This is a genomic window from Kocuria sp. KKT182 (assembly GCF_055635395.1).
On the sequence record NZ_JBVMVZ010000002.1, the window covers coordinates 77,037 to 99,217 of the forward strand.

Annotated in this window: 22 protein-coding genes; 12 read left to right on the forward strand and 10 right to left on the reverse strand. The window is 69.5% G+C overall.

Annotated elements, in window-relative coordinates:
- Positions 1-3 precede the first annotated feature (3 nt).
- Positions 4-1,236, reverse strand: coding sequence for an SRPBCC family protein (locus ACZ2G1_RS18570; protein ID WP_470377882.1), 1,233 nt, complete (start codon positions 1,234-1,236; stop codon positions 4-6).
- 260 nt (positions 1,237-1,496) lie between these two features.
- Between ACZ2G1_RS18570 and ACZ2G1_RS18575 the strand changes: the two genes are divergently transcribed.
- Positions 1,497-2,093: a superoxide dismutase family protein gene (locus ACZ2G1_RS18575; protein ID WP_470377883.1), complete on the forward strand. Its 597-nt coding sequence runs from the start codon at positions 1,497-1,499 to the stop codon at positions 2,091-2,093.
- A gap of 250 nt (positions 2,094-2,343) precedes the next feature.
- Here ACZ2G1_RS18575 and ACZ2G1_RS18580 read toward each other — a convergent pair whose 3' ends face one another.
- Entirely contained in the window at positions 2,344-2,937 is a 594-nt protein-coding gene (locus tag ACZ2G1_RS18580; RefSeq protein WP_470377884.1) for a hypothetical protein, read from the reverse strand.
- Between the two features lie 441 nt (positions 2,938-3,378).
- On the opposite strand from ACZ2G1_RS18580, the gene ACZ2G1_RS18585 reads away from it, so the two are divergent.
- Together ACZ2G1_RS18585 and gnd are read left to right on the forward strand one after the other, a co-directional pair.
- Positions 3,379-3,522: a hypothetical protein gene (locus ACZ2G1_RS18585; RefSeq protein WP_470377885.1), complete on the forward strand. Its 144-nt coding sequence runs from the start codon at positions 3,379-3,381 to the stop codon at positions 3,520-3,522.
- A gap of 372 nt (positions 3,523-3,894) precedes the next feature.
- Entirely contained in the window at positions 3,895-4,833 is a 939-nt protein-coding gene (gnd, locus tag ACZ2G1_RS18590) for a phosphogluconate dehydrogenase (NAD(+)-dependent, decarboxylating) (protein ID WP_470377886.1), read from the forward strand.
- Between the two features lie 445 nt (positions 4,834-5,278).
- Here the strand turns inward: gnd and ACZ2G1_RS18595 are convergent, their stop codons facing one another.
- Positions 5,279-6,364 carry a glutamate--cysteine ligase gene (locus ACZ2G1_RS18595; RefSeq protein WP_470377887.1) on the reverse strand — a complete coding sequence of 362 codons (1,086 nt, stop codon included), beginning with the start codon at positions 6,362-6,364 and terminating at the stop codon, positions 5,279-5,281.
- A 99-nt stretch (positions 6,365-6,463) separates the two neighbouring features.
- On the reverse strand, positions 6,464-6,709 hold the full coding sequence (locus ACZ2G1_RS18600) for a hypothetical protein (RefSeq protein WP_470377888.1): 246 nt from the start codon (positions 6,707-6,709) through the stop codon (positions 6,464-6,466).
- Positions 6,710-7,403: 694 nt separating this feature from the next.
- On the opposite strand from ACZ2G1_RS18600, the gene ACZ2G1_RS18605 reads away from it, so the two are divergent.
- Entirely contained in the window at positions 7,404-8,696 is a 1,293-nt protein-coding gene (locus tag ACZ2G1_RS18605) for a heparan-alpha-glucosaminide N-acetyltransferase domain-containing protein (protein ID WP_470377746.1), read from the forward strand.
- Positions 8,697-9,064: 368 nt separating this feature from the next.
- On the opposite strand, the gene ACZ2G1_RS18610 is transcribed toward ACZ2G1_RS18605, so the two are convergent.
- On the reverse strand, positions 9,065-9,844 hold the full coding sequence (locus ACZ2G1_RS18610; RefSeq protein ID WP_470377747.1) for a hypothetical protein: 780 nt from the start codon (positions 9,842-9,844) through the stop codon (positions 9,065-9,067).
- Positions 9,845-10,533: 689 nt separating this feature from the next.
- Here ACZ2G1_RS18610 and ACZ2G1_RS18615 point away from each other — a divergent pair.
- Positions 10,534-11,097: a hypothetical protein gene (locus tag ACZ2G1_RS18615; RefSeq protein ID WP_470377748.1), complete on the forward strand. Its 564-nt coding sequence runs from the start codon at positions 10,534-10,536 to the stop codon at positions 11,095-11,097.
- Here the strand turns inward: ACZ2G1_RS18615 and ACZ2G1_RS18620 are convergent.
- The 3 genes from ACZ2G1_RS18620 to ACZ2G1_RS18630 all read right to left on the reverse strand — a co-directional run bounded on the left by ACZ2G1_RS18620 (position 11,092) and on the right by ACZ2G1_RS18630 (position 12,910).
- Positions 11,092-11,730 (reverse strand): vitamin K epoxide reductase family protein, encoded by a 639-nt coding sequence (locus ACZ2G1_RS18620; RefSeq protein WP_470377749.1) that lies wholly within the window; start codon positions 11,728-11,730, stop codon positions 11,092-11,094. The two genes, ACZ2G1_RS18615 and ACZ2G1_RS18620, sit on opposite strands and share 6 nt — an antisense overlap.
- 239 nt (positions 11,731-11,969) lie before the next feature.
- A complete protein-coding gene (locus ACZ2G1_RS18625) occupies positions 11,970-12,416 on the reverse strand; it encodes a hypothetical protein (protein ID WP_470377750.1) in 447 nt (148 codons plus the stop codon).
- Between the two features lie 44 nt (positions 12,417-12,460).
- Positions 12,461-12,910: a cupredoxin domain-containing protein gene (locus ACZ2G1_RS18630; protein WP_470377751.1), complete on the reverse strand. Its 450-nt coding sequence runs from the start codon at positions 12,908-12,910 to the stop codon at positions 12,461-12,463.
- 514 nt (positions 12,911-13,424) lie between these two features.
- Between ACZ2G1_RS18630 and ACZ2G1_RS18635 the strand changes: the two genes are divergently transcribed.
- On the forward strand, positions 13,425-13,847 hold the full coding sequence (locus tag ACZ2G1_RS18635; protein WP_470377752.1) for a hypothetical protein: 423 nt from the start codon (positions 13,425-13,427) through the stop codon (positions 13,845-13,847).
- Positions 13,848-14,110: 263 nt separating this feature from the next.
- Here ACZ2G1_RS18635 and ACZ2G1_RS18640 read toward each other — a convergent pair whose 3' ends face one another.
- Together ACZ2G1_RS18640 and ACZ2G1_RS18645 are read right to left on the reverse strand one after the other, a co-directional pair.
- Positions 14,111-14,800, reverse strand: coding sequence for a class F sortase (locus ACZ2G1_RS18640; RefSeq protein ID WP_470377753.1), 690 nt, complete (start codon positions 14,798-14,800; stop codon positions 14,111-14,113).
- A 44-nt stretch (positions 14,801-14,844) separates the two neighbouring features.
- Positions 14,845-15,624 carry a hypothetical protein gene (locus ACZ2G1_RS18645; protein WP_470377754.1) on the reverse strand — a complete coding sequence of 260 codons (780 nt, stop codon included), beginning with the start codon at positions 15,622-15,624 and terminating at the stop codon, positions 14,845-14,847.
- Between the two features lie 688 nt (positions 15,625-16,312).
- On the opposite strand from ACZ2G1_RS18645, the gene sigK reads away from it, so the two are divergent.
- The 6 genes from sigK (at position 16,313) to ACZ2G1_RS18675 (ending at position 22,085) form a co-directional block, all read left to right on the forward strand.
- On the forward strand, positions 16,313-16,981 hold the full coding sequence (sigK, locus tag ACZ2G1_RS18650; protein ID WP_470377755.1) for an ECF RNA polymerase sigma factor SigK: 669 nt from the start codon (positions 16,313-16,315) through the stop codon (positions 16,979-16,981).
- Entirely contained in the window at positions 16,978-17,838 is an 861-nt protein-coding gene (locus ACZ2G1_RS18655; protein WP_470377756.1) for an anti-sigma factor, read from the forward strand. Before sigK ends, ACZ2G1_RS18655 begins: the two co-directional genes overlap by 4 nt.
- Before the next feature lie 100 nt (positions 17,839-17,938).
- Positions 17,939-18,553 carry a hypothetical protein gene (locus tag ACZ2G1_RS18660; RefSeq protein ID WP_470377757.1) on the forward strand — a complete coding sequence of 205 codons (615 nt, stop codon included), beginning with the start codon at positions 17,939-17,941 and terminating at the stop codon, positions 18,551-18,553.
- A 274-nt stretch (positions 18,554-18,827) separates the two neighbouring features.
- Positions 18,828-20,216 carry a PepSY-associated TM helix domain-containing protein gene (locus ACZ2G1_RS18665; protein WP_470377890.1) on the forward strand — a complete coding sequence of 463 codons (1,389 nt, stop codon included), beginning with the start codon at positions 18,828-18,830 and terminating at the stop codon, positions 20,214-20,216.
- Positions 20,217-20,496: 280 nt separating this feature from the next.
- On the forward strand, positions 20,497-21,291 hold the full coding sequence (locus ACZ2G1_RS18670) for a ferritin-like domain-containing protein (RefSeq protein WP_470377758.1): 795 nt from the start codon (positions 20,497-20,499) through the stop codon (positions 21,289-21,291).
- Positions 21,288-22,085, forward strand: coding sequence for a hypothetical protein (locus ACZ2G1_RS18675; RefSeq protein ID WP_470377759.1), 798 nt, complete (start codon positions 21,288-21,290; stop codon positions 22,083-22,085). Before ACZ2G1_RS18670 ends, ACZ2G1_RS18675 begins: the two co-directional genes overlap by 4 nt.
- Positions 22,086-22,181 lie beyond the last annotated feature (96 nt).

The following is a 22,181-nucleotide window of genomic DNA, read 5'->3' on the forward strand; positions in this document are numbered from 1 at the left end:
TGGTTAGAGGGTGCCTTCCCCGGGGCGGTTCTCCTCCACCGGCCGCCCGGTTACCGGGTCCACCCGGGACCGACCCGTCCCCGGTGCGGCATCGGGCATGTCCACCGGCGGGGTCTCCAACGGCGGGACCGGCTCGGCGTCCAACGGGGCATCCACCCGGGGCTTGTCTGGTGTCTCGGTAGGGGAAGCCATGTCATAGGCAGTCGGCGGTTGCCTGCCCGCGGTGTCCTGCCTGGCGCCCGCGGTGTCCTCCGCGGCCTCCGGAGGTCCCGTGAAGGGGCCCGCTCCGGCGGGTGGTTCGGCGTCCAGTGGGGCGTCCACATCCAGGGGCTGGTCGGTGATGTCCGGATCCGCCGCGCTCCGTGGCGCCCCGGTGGACGGGATGAGGTCCTCGGCGGAGTCTGCCGGCGGCACCGACTCCTCCGAGGACGAGGTGTCACCGTGGACGCTCGACTGCGGTGTGGCGTCCTTGCTCGCGCCGGTGGTGTCCTCCGGGGCCATCGGTGGTTCCGTGGGGCTCCCCGCAGCGGCCGGGTCCTCGGCCTCGAACGCGGCCCCAGTCCCCCGGGCCTGCACGGGGGCGTCGTCCTCAGCACGGGGCGCCCCGGTGCCGCCCTCGGTGGCACCCGGTGGCCAGGCGGGTGTCTCTGACTCCTCCGCATCGTCGCTGGCGGCTTCCGCGGCCGCCGCACCCGCACCCGCCGTGCCGGCCGGCCGGGTCCCGGCGCCGTCTCCCCTGAACGCCTTGGCGTCCTCCACCCCGGGGGTACCGACCTCGGCGTCCTCGTGCACGGATCCGCGCCAGGCCCCGGTGGCCTCGCCCTGGGCTTCGATGAACTCCTTGAACCGCTCCAGGTCCTGCTGCGCCCGGTTCTCCACCAGGTGCAGCCTGTCCCCGATCGTCTCCACCAGACCTTCGGGTTCGTACTCCAGGACCAGGTGCACCCGGGTGCGGTTCTTCCCGGCGTCCTCGAAGCTCACCGTCCCGGCATTGAGGGCCCCTTCGGTGGCGGCCCAGGCGATCTTGCGGTCCGGGACCTGTTCCAGGATCTGGGCCTCCCACTGCCGGGACACCCCGCCGATCCGGGCCACCCAGCGCAACCGGTCATCGGCGATTTGGTTGACCTGCTCGATCCCGCCCATGAACCGGGGGAACTCCTCGAACTGGGTCCACTGGTTGTACACGGTGCTCAGCGGCACGTCCACGACGATGGTTGTCTCCACTGTGGTGCTCATGGCCTCTCCTCCAACAGGGGGCGGGCTCGCGGAAGACCGCACACCGGATCAAATCCACCAGTGTCCTCACTGTAGTCCGGCGATCACGCCTCTCACCAGGGCATTCACAGGACCCCAGACCGGTTACTCCGTGGCATTGCGTGCCGTGGCAGGTGCCGGTGCAGCTCATCGTGGGCGTGGGGCAACCATTGCTCCGGGCCGGTGCCCGGGCATAGCGTCGCAGCAAACACCCTTGTTCGATTCGTGCCGGAGGAGTTCTCATGCAGGTCAGCACACGGTTCACGGCGTTCGTGGCAGCGGCGGGGGTGGTGGCGCTGTCCGGGTGCGGGAACACCACCGACAACGAGGCGGACACCGAACAGACCGGTGAGACCCTCACGGTGAGCCTGCGCAACACCCAGGACGCCGATGTGGGGACCGTGCAGTTCTCCGACGTCCAGGGCGGCGTCCAAGTGGCCGCCCAGGTCGAGGGCCTGGAACCGGGGTTCTACGGTTTCCACGTCCACGGCACCGGGTTGTGCGTGCCCGACAGCGCGGCACCGGATGACCCGGCCGAGACCGGGGCGTTCCTCTCCGCCGGCGGACACCTCGGGGCTCAGGAGGCCGAGCACCCCGACCACGCCGGTGACCTGCCCAGTCTCTACGTCACCGACAGCGGACAGGGCAACCTGGTCACCCTCACCGACCGGTTCGCCCTGGACGAGCTCCGGGACGAGGACGGCAGCGCGGTGATGATCCACACCGGCACCGACAACTACGCCAACATCTCCGACCGCTACGCCCCCGAGGGCCCGGACGAAGACACCCTGGGCACTGGCGACGCCGGATCCCGGCTGGCCTGCGGTGTCGTGGAATAGGCCATCACCACGACACCAGAGGTCCACGGGGAAGCCGGCAGCGCACCACGGGATGTGCCGGGGCACACCCCGGCGAGTCATGCTCTGCCCTTGCGGCACAGCGAGATGAGCACACCCGCAGGGCACGGACGTCATCCGGGGCCGCCGACGTGTCGGCGGCCCCGGATGATCTCTGCGGCAAACAGAATCCCGTGGCCCGGTTCACGGTCCTGGCCGGAGATCAGGCTCCCGATCGGGAGTGCCACGACGACTACGGCGAGTCCGTGGCGCCCCCGCCCATGCCGCCCTCGGTGGCGGCGTCGGTGGGCATGTCGGTGCTGACCTCGGTGGCCTGGACCCAGCCCTCGTCCTGGTGGTCCTCGAGCCCTTCGGCGTTGAGCTCGATGCCCAGCTGCTCGGCGGCCGTGGCCGGATCGAAGGAGGCCTGCACCGCGCCGACCACCTCCACGAGCTGCCCGTCCTCCAGAGCAGGGGGCTCCTCCAAGGTGTGGAGCACCAGCAGAGAGCCCAGCTCGGCGTCGTCGGGATCGGAGATCTCGAACGCCTGGTCGGAGAGCACCTCCTCGACCTCCCCGGTCAGGGCGACTTCCTGGCCTTCGTAGACCTGCTGCTCGTCGTAGTACTGCTGGTTGTACGGGCCCCGGTACGGGGTGACCGGCGGCACGGCCCCGGTCATGCCGTCGGTGGCCTCAGCGGCCGGGGAGGACTCCGCCACCTCGCCCTCGGTGATGTCCTCGACATCAGTGCCCGTGTCCTCGTTGCCGCAACCAGCCAGGCCGAGTCCGGCCGCGGCGACCAGACCGGCGACGGCCAGGCGGGTGGTGTGTCGGTGGGGAATGGTCATCGGGTGCCTCCTGATGGTGGATGTGGCCACCCCCGGAGTCGGTGTCCGCGGTGACCTCGGCTCGTGCCCTTCGACCCTAAGCACACTGTTGGTTGGGCGACAAGGCGTAACACCCTTCTCGCGGGGACTACTGGCTGGTCGTGATTGCATCGTTATCGATACTGGTGCCGTCGCGGTGTTTCTGCTGGTCAGCGTCAGGTCCGCTCCGACAGTTCGGGCGCCGGACATACACCGCCCCCGGGGGGATGGCCTGTCGCTTCTCCCCCCGGGGGAAGTCCCTAGCATGGGTGTCGCCACGCGTGATCGGCATGTCAGGTACGTCAGCACGTCCGCGATGAGCAGGAAGGCGCAGACCGTGGCCGATGAGACCCAGAGCCCGTAAAGAACTCCGACTACGATCTGATCTCCGTCCTGGAGGCCCCTCTGCGGGTGGTGGGAACGATGGAGACCTACCCCAGTGACGCCAAGGCCGCCAGGGACACCGAGCCGGCCCAATGGTTCCGCAAGATTCAGGAGGACAACCGCGCCACCGGCGAGCAGGGCAAACGCATGCCGGTCCAGCGCCTGCAGAACCAGGACGGCTGAGCGCACCACTCCGAGACTGTGTCGTGCGGCCGCTCTCCGGCCAGGGGCCGCACCACGAGGACAAGCCCCTGCATACCCTCCCCGTGTCCTGCTCGGGTGCGGGTCCAAGAACGCCCAGGACAGCTCCGTGGATTCTTCACGCAGGAGCCACCGACCAGGGACAAGGTGCAAGACGCCACGACCTGGAGGCCCAGCACCGGTGGCAACGCCGGGCGCACCGTGAGAACGTGATGAGCACCCCCGGGGGGCGGGGCCGCGCCGGAAGGGACTGCCCCGCACCTCGCGCCACTGCTCCGGGACGGTCCGGGCCCGTCGCACCGGCTTCCGGGGGAGTACCGCCCGAACACCGTAGGACCGACGAGGGGAGCCACCATGCAGATGGGACTGGTAGGGCTGGGCAAGATGGGCGGGAACATGCGTGAACGCCTGCGCGAGGCCGGGCACACCATCATCGGCTACGACACCAACCCGGATCTCTCCGACGTCGAGGACCTGACCGCGATGGTGGAGGGGATCGACCGCGAACCCCAGGTCGTGTGGGTGATGGTCCCGGACCGGGTGGTGGATCCGGTGATCGAGGAACTGGCCGGGCTGCTGGGGGAAGGCGATGTGATCATCGACGGCGGGAACTCCCGGTGGGTCCACGACGCCCCGCGGGCGCGGAAGCTGGCTGAGAAGGGCATTGAGTATCTCGACTGCGGGGTCTCCGGGGGCGTGTGGGGCATCACCCAGGGCTACGCCCTGATGGTCGGCGGGGACGAGAACACGGTGGCGAAGGTCCAGCCGATCTTCGACTCCCTCAAACCCGCCGGGGAGTTCGGCTTCGTGCACGCCGGGGAGCACGGGGCGGGCCACTTCGCGAAGATGGTCCACAACGGCATCGAATACGCGATCATGCAGGCCTACGCCGAGGGCTGGGAATTGCTCGAGGCCGCCGGCCACGTCACCTCGGTGCGCGAGACCTTCAACTCCTGGCGCGAAGGATCGGTGATCAAGTCCTGGCTGCTGGACCTGGCGGTCAACGCCCTGAATGAGGACGAGCACCTTGATCGGCTGGCCGGCTACGCCGAGGACTCCGGGGAGGGCCGGTGGACGGTGGAGGCCGCCCTGGACCTGGCGGTGCCGGTCCCGGCCATCTCCAACGCCTTGTTCGCCCGGTTCGCCTCCCGCCAGGACGAGGCCCCGGCGATGAAGATGATCGCGGCGATGCGCAACCAGTTCGGCGGCCACGCCGTCAAGGACGCCGCGGCCGGCCCTGAGCACGTCGAAGCCGCCCCCGGGGAAGAACCAGCCCACCCCGCCGAGCAGTAGGCCCGCGCCTTCCACCCCAGCGGCGGACAGGAACACAGGGCGCAGCCGGCGCCCGGCTGTCAGCGGAGCCGCCGCGGGGCCTCCGGGCGCTGACGCTGCCGGCGCGCCTGCCGGACCGTCCACCACAGCACCGAGCTCCGACAGGGACCGGTACGGACGCACCAATGGATGGCGTGGATGACGGCAGTGTCTTCGTCGCCGATCAGGACGCAACCCGGAATGACATATGGCTCGTGAGAGGACCGTCAGCAGAAGGAGCAGAAACAGATTCGTCGTCGTTGATAGAAGGTCTGCCCAGGAAGCCCGAAGCAGGGAAGCTTCGGTGTGGCCGTGGACTCTCTGAAGCGTCCGCCCGGGCCAGCCTGACCATCGCCGGTCTGTCAGGAGACGCCCTCAAAGCCCGAGACGAGGACCCCGCAGCGGTGGGGTTCGCTCTGGTTGGTCCTCAGGCGATGCCCGACAGCGCCGCCCGGATGATCTCGGCAAGGTCCTTCTCGGCGCCGTGTGCTTCGCGTTGGTGGTGGGCTCCGGTGCCCTCGCGCAGGATGGTGGTCAGCACGGTCTCCACCGCGTCCAGTTCGGCGTATTCGGTGAGTACCGGGTGCAGGTGCTCCAACAAGTGGGTCACCACATCCCCGGCGGGGGTGGGGGTGCCGGTGTGCGGGTTGATCAGGTAGCTCTCGAGCCCGCAACGGCTGGCCTGCCACATCCAGGCCCGCAGTACGCCGACCGACACGGGGGCAGGTGGGTGTCCGGCCCGCCAGCGGCGGGCGCTGGTCTCGGCCAAGGCTCGCACCAGGCCCGCGAGCACCGCGGCGTGTTCGGGGTCCCAGCAGACATCGGCCACCCTGATCTCCACGGTGGGGTGGTGGGCGCTGAGGCGGGCATCGAAGTAGAGCATGCCCGTGTCCAGAGGCACCCGGGAGGCCAGCAGGTGTTCGCAGTGGCGGTCGTAGGCGGTCGCGGACCCGAAGATGTCGGTGGGTCCGGTGGCGGGCCACCGGTTCCAGAGCTGGTACCGGTAGCTGTGGAAGCCGGTGTCGGTGCCGTCCCAGTACGGGGAGTTGCTGCTGATCGCCAGCAGGGTCGGCAGCCAAATCCTTATCCGGTCCAGGATCGCGACTCCTTCTTCGCGGGAGTCGATCTGCACGTGGATGTGGAGACCCCCGGTGAGCTGCTGGCGGGAGGTGATCCCACCCCAGGCGGCGATCTGTTCGAAGCGGTGCTCGGGCACCAGATGGGTGGTGGCCGGGGCCGGTGCGGTGGCCAGGGCCACCGCCCGTCCGCCCACCTCGCCGGCGGCGGCATCGGCCAGGGCGCGCCCGGCCCGGATGGTCTCCAGCTGTTCACCCAGGGTCATACACGGCGGGTTGACGACTTCCAGTTGTTCCTGCTGGAACTCCACGCCCAGCCGGTGCCCGGAGCCGGTGGGGCCGTGGTGGTGGTCAACGAGGTACTGGCCGATCGGCATCGGCTGCAGCGAGGACTCCTCGATCAGCAGGAGCTCTTCTTCGACACCGAAACTGCGCACAACACCGATACTCTCACCTCACCGATCCACGGCGACACCGGCGGGTGCGGTCACCGCCCCGTCCCAGCTCGAGCAACTGGGGAACTGCTTCGTGGAGTCTTATTCCGGATTGTCCACGGTGACCGGGTTGTCGTCGTCGGCGCCCGTATCGGCGGGCTGCTCTTCGGCGCCGGACTCTTCGTCAGGGGCCGGCTCGTTCAAGCGGTGCTCGACGGCCTGCTGGAACTTCTCAGCGGTTTCCGCATCGGCCAGTCCGTCCGGGGTGTCTGCGGCGGGGTTCGAGCGGTCCTGGGTGGTCTCGTCTTCCGATGTGGAGGGGTGGGGGTCGTGGGGAGTGGGGTGCATCGGTTGCCTTTCGTCTCGGCGGGGCGAATCCTCGCCTCCTCGCCCGGGCTCCAGGGGAGACCTTGCGTATTCGGGAGGGATAATTTCTCGCTGCTGGGACACCGCAGTAGGGGTGGGGGCATCGTCGTCGGCGCGGATCACCGCTCGATGCGAAGACCGCGGATCGTGTCCCTTCTGGATGCTTCTCACGGGGCATCCCTGTGGTCGTTCCTACCGCGGTCTGACCTGTGGTGACAAGAGCCACGGCTGCACCATCGCACGCCCGGCCCACGCTGGGGAAGGGGTCGGGCCCTGCTCCTGTGTGCCAGGGAGGCGATGGGTTCAGTGGTGCTCTGCGGGTCCGCCGGACTCAGGAGGTCAAGCGATGCTTGTGGGTCGTCGCGTCGTGACAGGTTCACGACCGTTGGAGGGCCAGTCAGTACCGGGGTACAGACCGGGCGTTCTTTGATGGCGCGGCTGCGCGTCGTGCCGTCCCCTGAGTTCTGGCCGGGGGATCACCCGGAGTCGCGGCGGTCAACTCAACGCCCCGGAGGCATTTTGCCCAGTCAGCCGGGGGTTCCCAGTGTATACACAGGTTGCTGATAACTGGGGCATACCTGTACCTGGTCCAGTGGTAGGGGTCCTGGGCCGGTTGGGCCGGACCGGTGGGCCGGGGGGCTCACCGCCGCATCACCCGGGGGAGCCCACACCTGTCATGAGTGAATCCGACCGCCGTCCCAGAGCCGTTGCCCCAGCAGCCGACGAAGCCACGCCGTGGGGGACGAGCTACGCGGGAGCCTCCGACGACGAGCCGGGCACCAAGCCCGTCACGGGCAAGCGGCGGCTGGTCGGGATCGACGCCGCCCGCGGCCTGGCACTGATAGGCATGGTCTCCATCCACATCCTGCCCGCCTGGGACCCGGAGACCTTCGCCCCCACCGCCCAGTGGACTCTCTTCGCCGGACGCTCCGCCGCCCTGTTCGCGCTGTTGGCCGGGGTGAGCCTGGCCTTCACCTCCGGAGGACGCACCGCCCACACCGGCCGGGCGATGACCGCCACCCGGGCCGGGATCCTGGTCCGGGCCGGGTTGATCACCGCCCTGGGCCTGGCGATCAACCCGCTGATCCCGGGCGCCACCGCCGAGGAGATCCCGGCGATCAACATCCTGATCTACTACGGGGCCTTCTTCGTCCTGGCCATCCCGTTCCTGAGCCTCTCCGCCAAGGCCCTCTTCGGCTGGGCGGCGGTGTTCGCCCTGGCCGCCCCGGTGCTCATGCACGCCACCCGTGAGGCCCTGCCGGCCGCCGCGGCGCTCAACCCCGGCTTCGCCGACCTGGCCGCCGCCCCCGGGGCCACCCTCGCCCACCTGTTGCTGACCGGCACCTACCCCGCCCTGCCGTACCTGGCCTACCTGCTGGCCGGTCTGGGGATCGGGCGGCTGAACCTGGCCGGCATCCAGGTGCAGGCCGGCCTGCTGCTGGTCGGCCTCGGGGTCGCCGTGGTGGCGTGGCTGGCCTACTGGGCGCTGATCCTCCAGGCCAGCGGCTACGACCAGCTCATGACCCACACCCCGGCCCTGACCGAGGACGGGATCGACGACATCATCATCTTCGGCCCGGACCCGGTGCTGCCGACCACCACCTGGTGGTGGCTGGCGATCGCCGGCCCGCACACCAACACCCCTCTGGCCCTGGCGATGGGCCTGGGCTCGGGGGCGGCCGTGCTCGGGGGCTTCCTCCTGCTCACCCGCCGCTTCGGGAGCTGGTTGCTGCCGTTGAGCGCGATGGGCACCATGACCCTCACCCTGTACTCGGCTCATCTGCTGGCCCTGTCCGCCGAGGTGCACTACGACCAGCCCTACCTGTGGTTCCTCCTCCAGATCGGGGTGGCCGCGCTTTTCGCCACCGCCTGGCACCGCGCCCTCGGACAGGGACCTCTCGAGCGCGTCGTGGCCCGTGGCGCGGGCCTCACCCGCCGGTTAGTGCTGACCGGCCACCGCGCCTCTTGAACCCTTCAGGGTGATCGGCTCCAATCGCCGGCGGTACCTGCGTGTCCTCAAGATCGACTGGAATCTGGTCTTGGTCACCGTTGAATCGGCCGGACGGGAGTTCCAAACAGATGCGAGAACTCCCCTGTGACCGGTGGCCGATAAGCGCGATTATGTAAAGTAGCGTCCTAATACGTCTGTTAGATGCGGTCTAAGCGTCTCAATGGGGCCTTCCCGCCCCGCCATGATCTCTGCGACCGGATGGGCGTGTGCGAGGTCGTCCGCGCTGCTGGGGGCTGAGACGACCTGAGGGCTGTTGCACCCCGTGCGGGGTGCAACAGCCCTCAGGCCGACATCACGTAGTGATGCGTGCTGGTTCGACTACCGGCTCAGCGAGCACCGGCGCCACGACGGCGCAGCGCCAGCGCACCGGCGCCGGTGGCGACCATCGCTGCGGCACCGGCCGCGACGAATCCGGCGGTGTTGCCGTTCTCGGCCACACCTTCCACGCCGGTGTCAGCCCCGCCCTCGGGCATGGCCTCCATCTGGGTGGAGGCCAGGGTGCCGCAGGCGGCCGGCAGGGTCGCGGCCAGCGGCAGGTCGGGGTTGAGCGAGGACTGCTTCTCGGCCGCGGCGGCCGGCAGCAGGGTCGGGTCCACGCCGTGGACGACGACCGAGGCGGTGCCGTTCTTGATCGCCTCGGCGGTCTCGGCGTTGACCTCGAAGGTCCGCTCGTAGGTGTAGGCCGACCCGCCCGGGAAGCGCTCCACGGCCAGGGCCGAGTCCGCGCTGGTGTCACCCTCGGTGGTCAGCGAGGCGCCGATCATGCCGTAGGAGGGCTGGCCCTCCGGGGTGGAGACCACCCCGTCGCCGTCGGTGTCGGCCTCCGGGCCCGGGCACATGCCCTGGGCGCCGATGTGGAAGTGCTGGGCGTGCGGGAACGGCCCGTCCATGAACGTCTCGGCCGCACCACTCACGTTGAGCGACACGGTTGCCTCGGACCCGTGCAGGTCCACCATGGCCTCACCGGTGGTGCCCGAGCCGTTGAGGGTGTTCAGCGTGGCCTGGGTCGAGACCATGTCGGACTCGTGCGCGGTGGCCGGGGCCGCGGCCATCGACAGGGCGCCCAACGCGAGGGCGGGGGCGGCGAGAAGCATCTTCTTGGTCATGGGGTGTCCTTCCGATTGGGGGTGGCGGGGATCACGCATGCCGTTTACGACCGTACATGCAGTGAGCTGAGGGTCAACCGCTACCTTCCAGTAACTTCTGGGTGTTCATGCAGGTGGCATCCGGAATGCGCATCACTGCATGGCCGCTTCGCCGGCTGTGCCTTTCGTCATGGTCATGCTTCCGGCGGGTGCGTGCATCTGTGGTTCGGCACCGATCACCGTGCGGATGGGTGGATCCGGGCAGATTCCGGAAAACCTTTCTCTCGTCGCCTTCCAGCACCGGCATCCACGCCCGGCGACAACGGTGTACTGCTGTCCGTTCCGGAGGATCCCTGTGCTGCGGTGCGATCCCCGAGCGGGAACTCTCCGCTGCCGGTGGTGCCCGTGCGCCGCACCATGGCGGTGACTCCATGGCGGGCGATCGAGGGTTCCACCCATCCGCACCGGGGTTCGCTCCGAACTGACCATAGGAGCGCAGGTGCCGCTCGTCCCCGCGGGGCGGGGGCTCACGATGTGCCGGCCTTCGCTACTGCGGTCATCGAGGGTCGGGCTCGTGACAGGAACCCGGGGTGGTGCCTGCCACCGGTGTGCAGATGCGCTCTCGGCTGGTTCGGAAGGCACTCCTGCGTGGCACCGGTGGTGGCGCTCCGGGGGCGACCCTGCCCCATTTCCCTTTCCTGGAGGTCGGCATGAGCATTCCTACACCCTTGATGAACAACTCCCCGGCGCAGTTGACGGAGATCAACCGGGTGCTGAGTGGGCTGAACCAGCGCCTGCAGACCCTGTCCGGGGGTGCGGCGGTGGCCGCGGTGGCCCGCGCCGCCGTGCACGATCTGCGCGGCGCCCGGTGGGCCAGCGTGACCTTGCTGCGGCACGGGCAGTGGCGCCCCTTGGTGGCCACCGCCCCGGTCGCCCAGCAGGTCGATGCCCTCCAGCGTGAACTCGGCTCGGGCCCGGGCGTGGAGGCAGACCTGCCAGGCTCCGTCCATCTGGCCTCCCACCTGGCCCAGGACCCCCGGTGGCCACGATTCGGTGCCCGAGCGAGTCGACAACTCGGTGTGGCCAGTCTGCTGACCTACCGGATGTCGCTGCTGGAGACCCCGGACACGACGGTCGTACTCACGCTGTACTCCGATGCCCGCGACGCCTTCGACGGGCAGACCCTGTGGGCCGGAGGCATCCTGGCCGGCCACTGCGCCATGGTGGTCTCCCAACAGCTGACCCGACAACGACCCGGGACCCCCGCCTCATAGACCGGTGAAGGCGGTGAAGAACCGGAAGAACACCGAGGCTGCGACCGCGACGTAGCTCAGGGCCACTAGCATCCAGACCCACTCGGAAGCCAAGCGCACCAGGGCCGCCGGGGCGGGAATGACGCCGTGGGCGAGGTTGCGCACGGTGAGCAGCAGGAACAGCGGGACCATCGCGGCCCACACGATCAGGCAGTACAGGCACAGAACATAGATCGAGAACAGCGCCTGGGACCGCAGCCAGATCACGAACACCGCGCCCAGGGTGACCCCCATCTGCAGCCCTGCCCAGTACCAGCGCCCGAATCTCGCCCCGGCCAGCAGCGCCATGGCGGTGGTGATGACCACGGCGAAGGCGACGATCCCGAGCAACGGGTTGGGGAATCCCAACAGCTCCGATTGCCAGGTGCCCATGACCTGCCCGCAGGACACCCACGGGTTGATATCGCAGCTGGTCACATATCCGGGGTCCCGGTACAGCGCCAAGCGCTCGAGCACCAGCACGGCCGAGGCGATCCAGCCGATCACCCCCGTGGTCAGCAGCAACACGGCAAAGGGCCGGTGGCGGGCGAAAGTCGGCAGGTGCGCCTCCGGGGCGGTGCTCCGGGGGCGGTCGACGGTGGTGGATCCGGTCATGGTGAGTTCTTTGAAGACGGTTCGGCCGGCGGTGGTGCCGCAGTAGACGGAACAGGCGCCGAGGTGAGGGGTGATGTGCGGTCACGACCCGCACGGGCGCGAGAGCACCGAAGGGACCCTGACAGAGAGGGGGTGGACGCGGACGTGGTGTCGAGGCGGGTCGAGGGCCCCGCGAGGCCACCAGCAGCCCCGCGTACTTCTCTTGTCGCTCCGGTCACGTCGCTGTCCGTGCGGTCCGGCTAAGGGATGGAGGGGTGCTCGGGGAATACTTCCCGGAGCCCCGGGCCCTGTCGGGCGTGTGCCCGGGCCCGGCTCAGGAGCAGGTAGGCCACACCGGCCAGGGCTGCGGCGATGGCTTCGGCGACGGCGGAGAGGGTCTTGGCGGTGTACCAGACCGGTTCGTACATCGGCGGGAGCGGGCCGATCGCCGGCAGCGGCACGTAGCGGGTGATCAGCACCGCGGCCAGTGCCGACAATGCCGTGATCGCAGCGATCAGGTAGGCGGACCGGGTGCCCCGCACCAGGACGTAGAAGCCCGCCACCAGGGAGGCCACGGCCTGGGCGCGGAACAGGGTGCCTTGCCCGATTCCGTCATGGGGCACCTGCTGATAGCCCGGGGCCAGCTGCAGGTGGATGACGGCGGTGACCACCAGCGCGGCCGCGATCAGCACCCGCAGCAGAAGCATCGAAGCCCCGTTCCGCATCCGGGCCGGTGACCGGGTGGGCCGGCTCATTGGACGACCAATGTGGCGGACATCTGGGGGTGGTAGGTGCAGATGATCGGGTACTCCCCCGGCTCCTCGGGGGCGGTGAAGGTGACCGTCTCACCACCGGCGGCGACGGCGTCGAACGCCCCGTCGTTGTCGGCGGTGACGGTGTGCGGGGCGGTGTCCTCGTTGATCACCGTGACTGTGGCCCCGGGGGCGACCGATGCGGGGAGCTCGTACTGGAAATCCTTGATCGTGATGACGACATCTTCGGCGGTCGCAGATGCCGAAGAACTGGCCTCAGGCGTTGAGGACGCCGGTGTTGCCGGCACCGAGGAGGCGGCGGTAGAGGCCGCGCTCGAAGAGGAGTCGGACGGTACGGACGCGGACGGCCCGCTCTGCGCGCCGCAGCCGGTGAGACCGCCTGCAGCACTTGCCAGTACGACGATGACCATGGCCTGCTTGAGCTTCATGACTGTTCCTTTCGGAGAACACCAGCCGGCGCCTATGGCACCGAGCTTGGGCCCCGGAGGATCCGGGGGCCTACGCGCAGCGATCATGTGGGTCCAGTTGATCCCACGTTTGTTGTCGGGCTCGGGGCGGTCCACGCACTGCCGCTCCGGTGACGGGGCAACGGCCTCGAATCATTGCTGCGGTGCGGCGAGTCGTGGTGCTGACCCGTGCATCTGTTCTTCGTCGCCGTGGCGGAAACGGATGGGTGAGCCCGGTGATGTTCTCCTCTTTCCTTCCCATCGGGCGCTCCGGGGACCAACCCGGCGCTCCGGGGACCAACCCTGGCGATGCTCAAGGCAGCGCGGTTGTTCCCGGCAAGCACACCCGTCCACGGACCGGTTCGCTCCGAACCACTGATGAACGACCGCTACCTGTAGGTCCCAGCGCTACGGGTACTGCGGAAGCAGCCCCGGAGAGCCGGTGTTCCCGTCGACGACGGGACGGATCCCGGGGTGCCGGTGGAGGAGATCCGACATGATGTCGACAGCACCCGTGCAGGAGCGTCCCCGGGAGGCCCAGGAGGCGGTGCCCCCAGGAGCCCAAGACAACACCACCAAGCCCGGGGGGCCGACGGCCGCCCTACGCGCGTGGGATCTACGCCCCGGGGATCACTTCCACGGGCGCACCATCGCGGCCGTCCAGGGTGAGGTGGGCCTAGCCTCCAGCCCGGTGGCCGTCATCTCCTTCACCGGCCCCAACACCGGTCAGCGCGGTCAGGCGCGGGTCGGGGCGACCCACGCCGACACCGACCGGGGTCACGACCGGCTCCGGTCCCTGGCCCGGAACTGGGTCCGGGTCCACGGCCTGGCCGAAGGCCAAACCCTGGACCTCGCCCGGCTCAGGAACGATGTCCTCACCGCCCTCACCCCGGACTGCTCCGCGTCTACGGCCCAATGATGTCCCGTTTCGCGGGCACGGGACGCCGACATCGACGACCCCACTGACGCACCAGACATGCTCCGGGGAATCACCCGAAGAAAAGGTCCCGCCCGTGACCAACCGACAAAGACCTGGGCCGAAGAACCCGGGGCGAACGCTCAAAAGGAACGTGGTCAGTGGCCGGCCACCGGTCCTGGCATTACATCCAGCGTCGTTCTGCAGCCCCGGGTACCGCAGCAAACGGCTGGGCTTACGGGGCAGGGTGCACCCCCCCCCCCGGGTCAGGTGGTGAGGGTGGCGTAGACGACGTAGTTGTCGTCGAACTCCCCGGTGGCCGGGTCGTAGCCGTCGCAGGTGATCAGTCGCAGCTCGGAGCCGGCCGTGTTGCCGTAGACCTGAAGGGTGGGGAAGTCGTCCTTGCCGTACTGCTCGCCGCGGTCGACGGCGAACACTGCGGTGGCGCCGTCTTCCCGGGTGACTTCGATGGTGTCGCCGGGTTCCAGGGCGCGCAGGTCGGCGAAGACTCCGGGGCCGCCGCCGGTGGCGTTGACGTGGCCCAGCAGCACGGCCGGGCCGCGTTCGCCGGGGGTGGGTGAGTCGGTGTACCAGCTGGCCGGGGAGCCGGGGCCTTCGGGTGGGACCTCGAGGGAGCCGTTGTCCCGCAGGCCCAGGTGCAGCAGTTCGGATGCGGTGCCGGTGGCCGGGATCGTCAGGGAGATCGGGTCGGAGGCGGCCAGTACTGGTGGTTTTTCGGGCGCAGTGGAAGCCGGGGTCGGGCTGGAGGCGGTCGGTGCCGGGGTGGCCGTCGGGGTGGCTTCGGTGGTCGGGGTGCTCGCCGCGGCCGACGGGGCCGGACTGGTGGCCCCGGCTTCCGGGCCGGTGGCGCCGGTGCACCCGGCAAGCAACAGGAGGGCGGCGGTCGCCGCGCAGGTGGTGAAACCTGCGCGGCGACCGGATCGGGATTCCGTCATGGGAATCGGAGCCTCGGATTCAGCTGGGATCAGCTGAGGAGGGCTCAGGCGCGGGCGGCACGCCGGCGCAGGGCCCAAGCGGCGCCGGCGGCGGCCGCCAGGATACCGCCGCCGAGCGCCGCGGTCTGGGTGGTGGAACCGGTCTCCTGAGCCACCCCGGTGTCGGCCCCGCCCTCGGGCATGGCCCCCATCTGGGTGGCGGTCAGGGTGCCGCAGGCGGCCGGCAGGGTCGCGGCCGCGGGCAGCGCCGGGTCCAGATCCGACATCTTCTCGGCGGCCGCGGCCGGCATCTTCGCCGGGTCCACACCGTGGACGACGATCACGGCGGTGCCGCTCTTCAGCGACTCGGCGGTGGGGGCGTCGAGCTCGAAGGTCCGCTCGTAGGAGTACGCACTGCCACCGGGGAAGCGCTCCACGGCCAGGCCGGAGTCGGGGCTGGTGTCGCCCTCGGTGGTCAGCGAGGTGCCGATCATCCCGTAGGAGGGGTGGCCCTCGGTGGTGTTGACCACGCCGTCGCCATCGGCGTCGGCCTCGGGGCCGGGGCAGGTGCCCTGGCCCTGGATGTGGATGTGCTGGGCGTGCGGGAACGGCCCGTCCATGAACGTCTCGGCCGCACCGGAGACGTCAACGGTGACGGTGGCCTGGTTGCCCTGCACATCGACCATGGCCTGGCCGGTGGTGCCGGAGTTGTTCAGGGTGTTCAGGGTGGCCTGGGTGGACCAGGAGTCATGGCCGTGATCGGCGGCCAGGGCAGGAGCCGCTGAGAGGGCCATGGCGCTCAGGGCGAGGGTGGGAACGGCGAGCAGACGCATCTTCGTGTTCATGATCGTTTCCTTCGTCGTGCTGGGTTCGCACACTGGGGTGTGTGCATGGGGGGTTCGGAGCCGATCACCACCCGGATGGGTGGTCCGGGAAAAAACTTCGAAAAAAGTTCCAGCACCACGCTGACAGCCCACGGCAGTGCCCGCAGATTCCGTCACCGCGCCGTGGAGAACAAGCCCCCACAGTGATCGGCACCGATTTCATCAGCCCTCTTACGATCAGGGCCGTTCACGAGCGTAACCGTCATCGCACCAAGTGGGAAGAGTTCCTGAGCCTTGGGATGTGCGGGATGCCTTGTTCTGAGTGAGGTAGCAGAGATTTCCGCCCCGGATTTTCCCCGGGGTTATAACTGATCGCCCTGCCTGTTCACGACTTGGAACGCGACCACGCCGTCGGCCCGAGCCATCCCCTCCTCCGGTTTGTTCCTTGAGTCCTCAGTGCGGGCGTACCCATCCATTTCGGGGGCGGTGACGAACAGTAGATGTGAAGAATCCATCTCCGCTTCTGGCCTCCGGCAGACACGACCGGACCCTGCCCAGGGGCCTGCTCGGCAGGGCCTCGCTGGGGCCGGGGCGGTGGCGGAGGGCGGCGTCGATGGCGAAGCACTGTCAGGCTGTGGCAGTGTTCACACCGAGCATGTCCCCGTCCGGGATGGGGCACCGGCGCCGATGGAATGAACGGGGGGATCTGATGACTGAGCCCCACCCCCGCCGGGAAGAGCGCCCGGACCGTTCCCTCGATCTGCCGGGCCGCTCCGGCTTCGCGGACCAGTCCTCCCCTACCGGTAAGCCGGCGGCCTCCCGCGATGAGGCAGAAATCGATCTGGCGACATTGCTCCGGCGCAGCGGGGACGGTGATGAGGCGGCCTTCGCAAGCCTCTACGACGCCACTGCATCCACCGTGTACGGAGTGACGCTGCGGGTGTCCCGTTCCCCGGAGATCGCCACAGAAGTCCTCCAGGAGGCCTATCTGATGGCCTGGCAACAGGCCTCTCGTTTCGATTCGACCCGCGGGACCGTGCTGGGGTGGTTGTGCACTTTGGCTCACCGCCGTGCCGTGGACCGGGTCCGGCAGGTGGCGCGGGAGAGGGACCGGGAACAGAGCTATGAGAACCGCCGGGTGGGAACACCGGCCGATGAGACCTGGCAGGAAGTCGAGCAGACCCTCGATACCGAGGAAGTACAGGCTGGACTGGAGGCGCTCACTCCGCTGCAGCGCCAGGCCGTGTCACTGGCCTATTACCAGGGGTGCACCTATCAGGAGGTGGCCCGGCGCCTGGGAATCCCTGTGGGCACGGCCAAGGCCAGGATTCGCGATGGCCTGCACCGGCTGCGCACCGCACTGGGGGTGCGACCATGAGCGACATCCATGATCCCACCGCGGCCACCGGCGAACCGCACGAGCTGGCCGCCCTCTACGCCGTGGACGCCCTGGAGCCGGCCGAACAGGCCGCTTTCGAGCACCATCTGCCAGGCTGCCCCTGGTGCCAGGTGGAGCTGGCCGACTATGCCGAGGTCACGGCCCACTTAGCAGAGGTGGTGGCCCAGGATCCCCCGCCCGCCCTGCGGGCCACCGTACTGGGGGCCATCCACAGCACCCGACCGTTGCTTGCCTCCGCGGAGGAGACGCCCGCTGAGGTGGTCACGGTGTCGACAGATACGGGAACAAGCCCCCGCGCCGGTACGACAGAAGAGGGCTTGCCCGCAGGCGGCACGGGTAATAACGGGGCAGAGGTGGTGTCCCTGGAGGCCCATCGGCGTCGCCGCCGTCGGCTGCTGGCCGTTGCCGCCGCCGCCGCGCTCGTCCCGGGAATCGCTTTGGGCGGGTGGGGACTGGGGGTGCAGTCGGAACAACGACAACAGCAACAACTTCTCGCCCAGGAGCAGCAGCGGGAGCACCGGCTGCTGACCGCTTCTGACATCACCACCCACCGGATCGAGGTGGAGGGCCGGCCCGCCACCCTACTCGTGTCGCAGCAGCAGGACACCGCCCTGTTCGTTTCCACCGACCTGCCCGACCCCGGGCAGGGGCGGGAGTACCAGCTGTGGCTGATCGACGAAGACGTCCCGGTCCCGGACGCGCGCTTCACTGGCGGACAGGTACGCACCTGGTTGGACGGCGACGTCGCCGATGCCGGGGCGATCGCCATGACCATCGAACCGGCCGGGGGCTCCAGTACCCCCACCTTGCCGGTCATCGCCGCCACCGAGATCTGAGGCCGGCCACGCCATGACCACCCCGCCCCCACGGGGAACGAGCACTCGGAAACCAGACACCGCCAAACCGGAGAGGCAGACGGTCCACCGGCCACAGCCGGTGAGTCTGCTCGCGCGCGTGGTGCGCGGTGGTCTCGCCGGTGTGCTCTCGACCGCACTGGCAGCCGCCTCGCACTTCGCCGTGGACAGGGCGGCGCCGGACCCGGTGGTCGTGGTGGCGTCGGTAGCCATTGCGGTGGGGATCTGCGTGCTGCTGGCAGGACACCGGATGGGTCCGGTGCGGCTGGGCTGTGCGGTGCTGCTCAGTCAGGGGGCCTATCACCTGCTGTTTTCCTCCTCCGGTGGGAACACCGCTGGAGTCGGATCCCGCGTTCTGCGGGGGATCGAACCGGCGCCCGGCCACACCCATCCGCCGCCGGGGCCACTGTTCGCCGGCCTCTCCACGGCCGAGACCGCCCACTGGCTGATGCTGCTGCTGCACCTGCTGGCCGCGGTCGTGACCTACTTTCTTCTGCGCCACGGGGAGCACGCGTGGTGGTCGCTGGTCGATGTGCTGGTCGCACCGATCCGCCGATTGCTGACCAAGGTCCTCCCGTGGGTGGCAGCCCGGCGCCCCCTGGGTCGACCGGGCCGGTTCTTCCAGCGAGACCTCCACGATCTGGGCTGCGCCCTGCAGATCGTCACACCCAGGGGTCCGCCCGTTCCGCTGTCGTGAGTCTTCACCCCTGCCCCACGACAGCGGCACCCCGTCGCCGTCTGGTGCAGGGGCACCCACCACACCCTTCTCGAGGGACCCAAGCGGTCACTGTCCCCAGCTGTCGCTGGTGTGACGCAGCCTAACTTGTGCCACCGGCCACACTGTCCCAGGGCTAAGACCAGCCGCCTCCCTCGACCTTTATGACAGGCGAATCCATCATGCCCGCTCCCACCACTATGACCACCGCCCCCGACCACCGCGTCCGCCGACACCGACCCGGTGGGGCCGGGCGCTGCTGCTGCGCCTGCACTTCTACATCGGGGTGTTCATCGGCCCGTTCCTGCTCGTCGCCGCCGTCTCCGGGGCGCTCTACGCCCTGAGCCCACAGCTGGAGCGGGTGATCTACGCCGAGGCCCTGACCGGCACCACGGTCGAGCAGCCGCTGTCCCTGGACGACCAGGTGGTTGCCGCCCAGACCGCCACCGGCCTGGAGGCACCCCCCGCCGCGGTGCGCCCGGCCGAACCCGGGTCCACCACCCGGGTGATGTTCACCGACCCCGCCCTGGGCGCCTCTGAGCACCGGGGCGTGTTCGTGGACCCGGGCACCGGGAAGGTGGTCGAGGATGAGACCGTCTACGGCACCAGCGGGTCCTTGCCGCTGCGCACCACCATCGGTGAACTCCACCGCAGCCTGGGCCTGGGCGAACCCGGTCGGCTTTACAGCGAGCTGGCCGCCTCCTGGCTGGGCGTCATCGCCCTGACCGGGCTGGGACTGTGGGCGGCCCGCTGGCGGAGAACCCGCACCGGGCGCCGAGCCCTGCTGGTGCCCGACACGACCACCACGAACACCTACCGTCGGACCTTGTCCTTCCACGCCGCGACCGGGGTGTGGCTGGGCCTGGGGTTCCTGTTCCTCTCCGCCACCGGGCTGACCTGGTCGACCTACGCCGGGGCCAACGTCACCGACCTGCGCTCCACCCTGGGCTGGAGCACCCCGGCGCTGGAAAAGACCCTGGAACCGACCCCGACCCCGGTTCCGTCACCGGCGGCCGCGACGGACGAGCACGCCGAGCACTCCGAGCACGGTGATCACCACGACCAGGCCGCCGTGGCCGCTGCCGTCTCCGGCGCCGGGTCCTTCGACGCCGTGCTGGGCACCGCCCGCGATGCCGGCATCGACGCCACCCTGCTTGAGATCACGCCCTCCCCCGAGGCCGGGATGGCGTGGACGGTGGCCGAGATCGACCGGTCCTGGCCCACCCAGGTCGATGCCGTGGCCGTGGATGCGACCACCGGGCAGGTCATCGGCCAGGTGCGCTTCGCCGAGTTCGGGATCATGGCCAAACTCGCCCAGTGGGGGGTGGCCGCCCACATGGGGGTGCTCTTCGGTCTCGTCAACCAGATCGTGCTCGCTGCCCTCGCCCTGGGTCTGGCCGCGATGGTGATCTGGGGGTACCTGATGTGGTGGCGCCGCCGCCCGACCCGCGCCACCGGTCTCACCTTCGGCGCGCCCCCGGTGCGTGGTGGCCTGCGCCAGGCATCGTGGCTTGCCGTGGCCGGGGTCGCCGTGGTCGCGGTGAGCCTGGGGGTGTTCTTCCCGCTGCTGGGCATCAGCCTGGCCGCGTTCCTGCTCCTGGACCTTGCCCTGGGCGCTGTGGCCGCCCGCCGCAGAACACCCTGAACGAGCCGCAGCACGGCAGGTGGCGCCCGGCGCACGTGGTGCACCGGGCGCCCCCGCCGGCTCCCTGTCCTGAACGCCGGAGCCACCGGTGAACCCCCTCAGCTGAGGGCCCACCAGGGCAAGGTCGCCGTCGTGTCGTCACCCATCCGCCGGGCCACCGGCGACGAACATGAGACGACACCGACGCCATCAGCACCGTGCGGACGAACACCACGGCCCTCCCCCAGCTCCTCGGGCCCGCGATGTTCCTCCGACCGAAAAAGGGGAAAGAGCACACACCATGGCCTTCGACATCGACAAATACGCCCGCGAGGCCACTCCCGTGAGCTGGGAGGATCTGGACTACGAGGTGTTCCGGGACAACCCGCTGCCGTCAGACACGCTGCGCACGCTGCGCTATATGTGCGAGATCGAGTTCCACACCGTATGTTATCTGCGCGACATGCTCGTCAGCCCCTCCCGCAAAGACCCGGAGGTGGGGACCTTCATGACCTCCTGGAACTGGGAGGAAATCTGGCACGGGGAGGCCCTGGCCCACGTGCTGGGCCTGCACGGGATCACGGTGGCCTTCGACGAGGTCAAGGCCAAACGGGTGAAGCTCGGCTGGCGGGACCGGCTGAGCCCGGTCAAGCAGTCGCTGCTGTCCAACATCGTCGGAGCCGACTTCGTAGCCGTGCACATGCTCTGGGGCTCCATCAACGAACGCTCCACCGCCGCCGGCTACAAACGCCTCGCCACCCTGACCGACAGCCCCGTGCTCATCGCGCTGCTGCGAAGGATCGCAGCCCAGGAGGCCAAGCACATCGCCTTCTACACCACCCAGGCCCGCACCCGGTTGCAGGACAACCCGCGCGCCCAGAAACTGGCCCGCCTGGCGCTGCGCACCGCCTGGCAACCGGTCGGATCCGGGGTCTCCCCCGAGGCCGAGGTCGACCACGTCCTGCGTCACCTGTTCTCCGGCCCGGAGGGACGCAAGGAGATCGAGGCCATCGACCGGCACATCGCCAAACTGCCCGGCATGGAGGGTCTGACCCTGGTGGCCGAGGCCCTGGACGCCCGCGGGGTGCCCGCATGAACACCACCGGGTTCGACGTGCGCACCTACATGCGCGACCCCCGAGCCCTGCGACCGGAGGACTTCCACCAGGAAACGACGGGCACTGTGTCCGTTCCTGCCCTGAACACGCTCACCTACCTGTGGGCGGTGGAAAGCAACATGCTGGGTCGCCTGCGTGACGTGCTCGTCACCCCGACCCACGCCGACTCCCGGGTGACCGCCTTCCTCAGCACTTGGGCCTACGAACAGCACTGGCTCACCACCACCCTGGGTTCGGTGCTCGAGGCCAACGGCCGGATCCCCCAGGCCCCGGTGGACACCGCACCAGGTCGGCTGCGCCGGATCTGGGACGACCGGGCCCGCCCGACCATCAACGCCCTTTGCAGCAACGTCTTGGGCGCCGAGATCACCGGCGCCCACATGGTCACCGGTTGGCTGGACACCGCCGTCCTCACCCTGGCCTACCGAAGGTTGGGCGAGATCGAGCCCGTCCTCACCCGGCTGACCGGTGACATCGTTCGCCTGAAGGACCGGCACCTGCACTTCTACATCGAGGAAGCCGACAGCCGGCTGGCCGGCAACGCCGGCGCACGCCGGCTCGCCCGCATGGCTGCTGCCCGGTGGCACTTCCCCGGCACCCGCTACACCGGGTCTGCCCCAGCACAGTCGATCGTCAGGGACCTGGACCCCACCCCGGAAACCGGCACCCCGGTGGCCGAGGCGGACCGGATCCTCGCTGCCCTGCCCGGGCTGAGCGGCATGCACCCGATACGCACAGCCCTCGACCGTCTCCAACCTAAGAAAAGCCATTAACCCCAGCCCCTCCCCCGAAGTAGCCCCAGCACTGACCTGTCACGCCGCTTCTTCATCGTTTCCCGCGACCATGCTGAATCCTGCCCACCGCTGCCA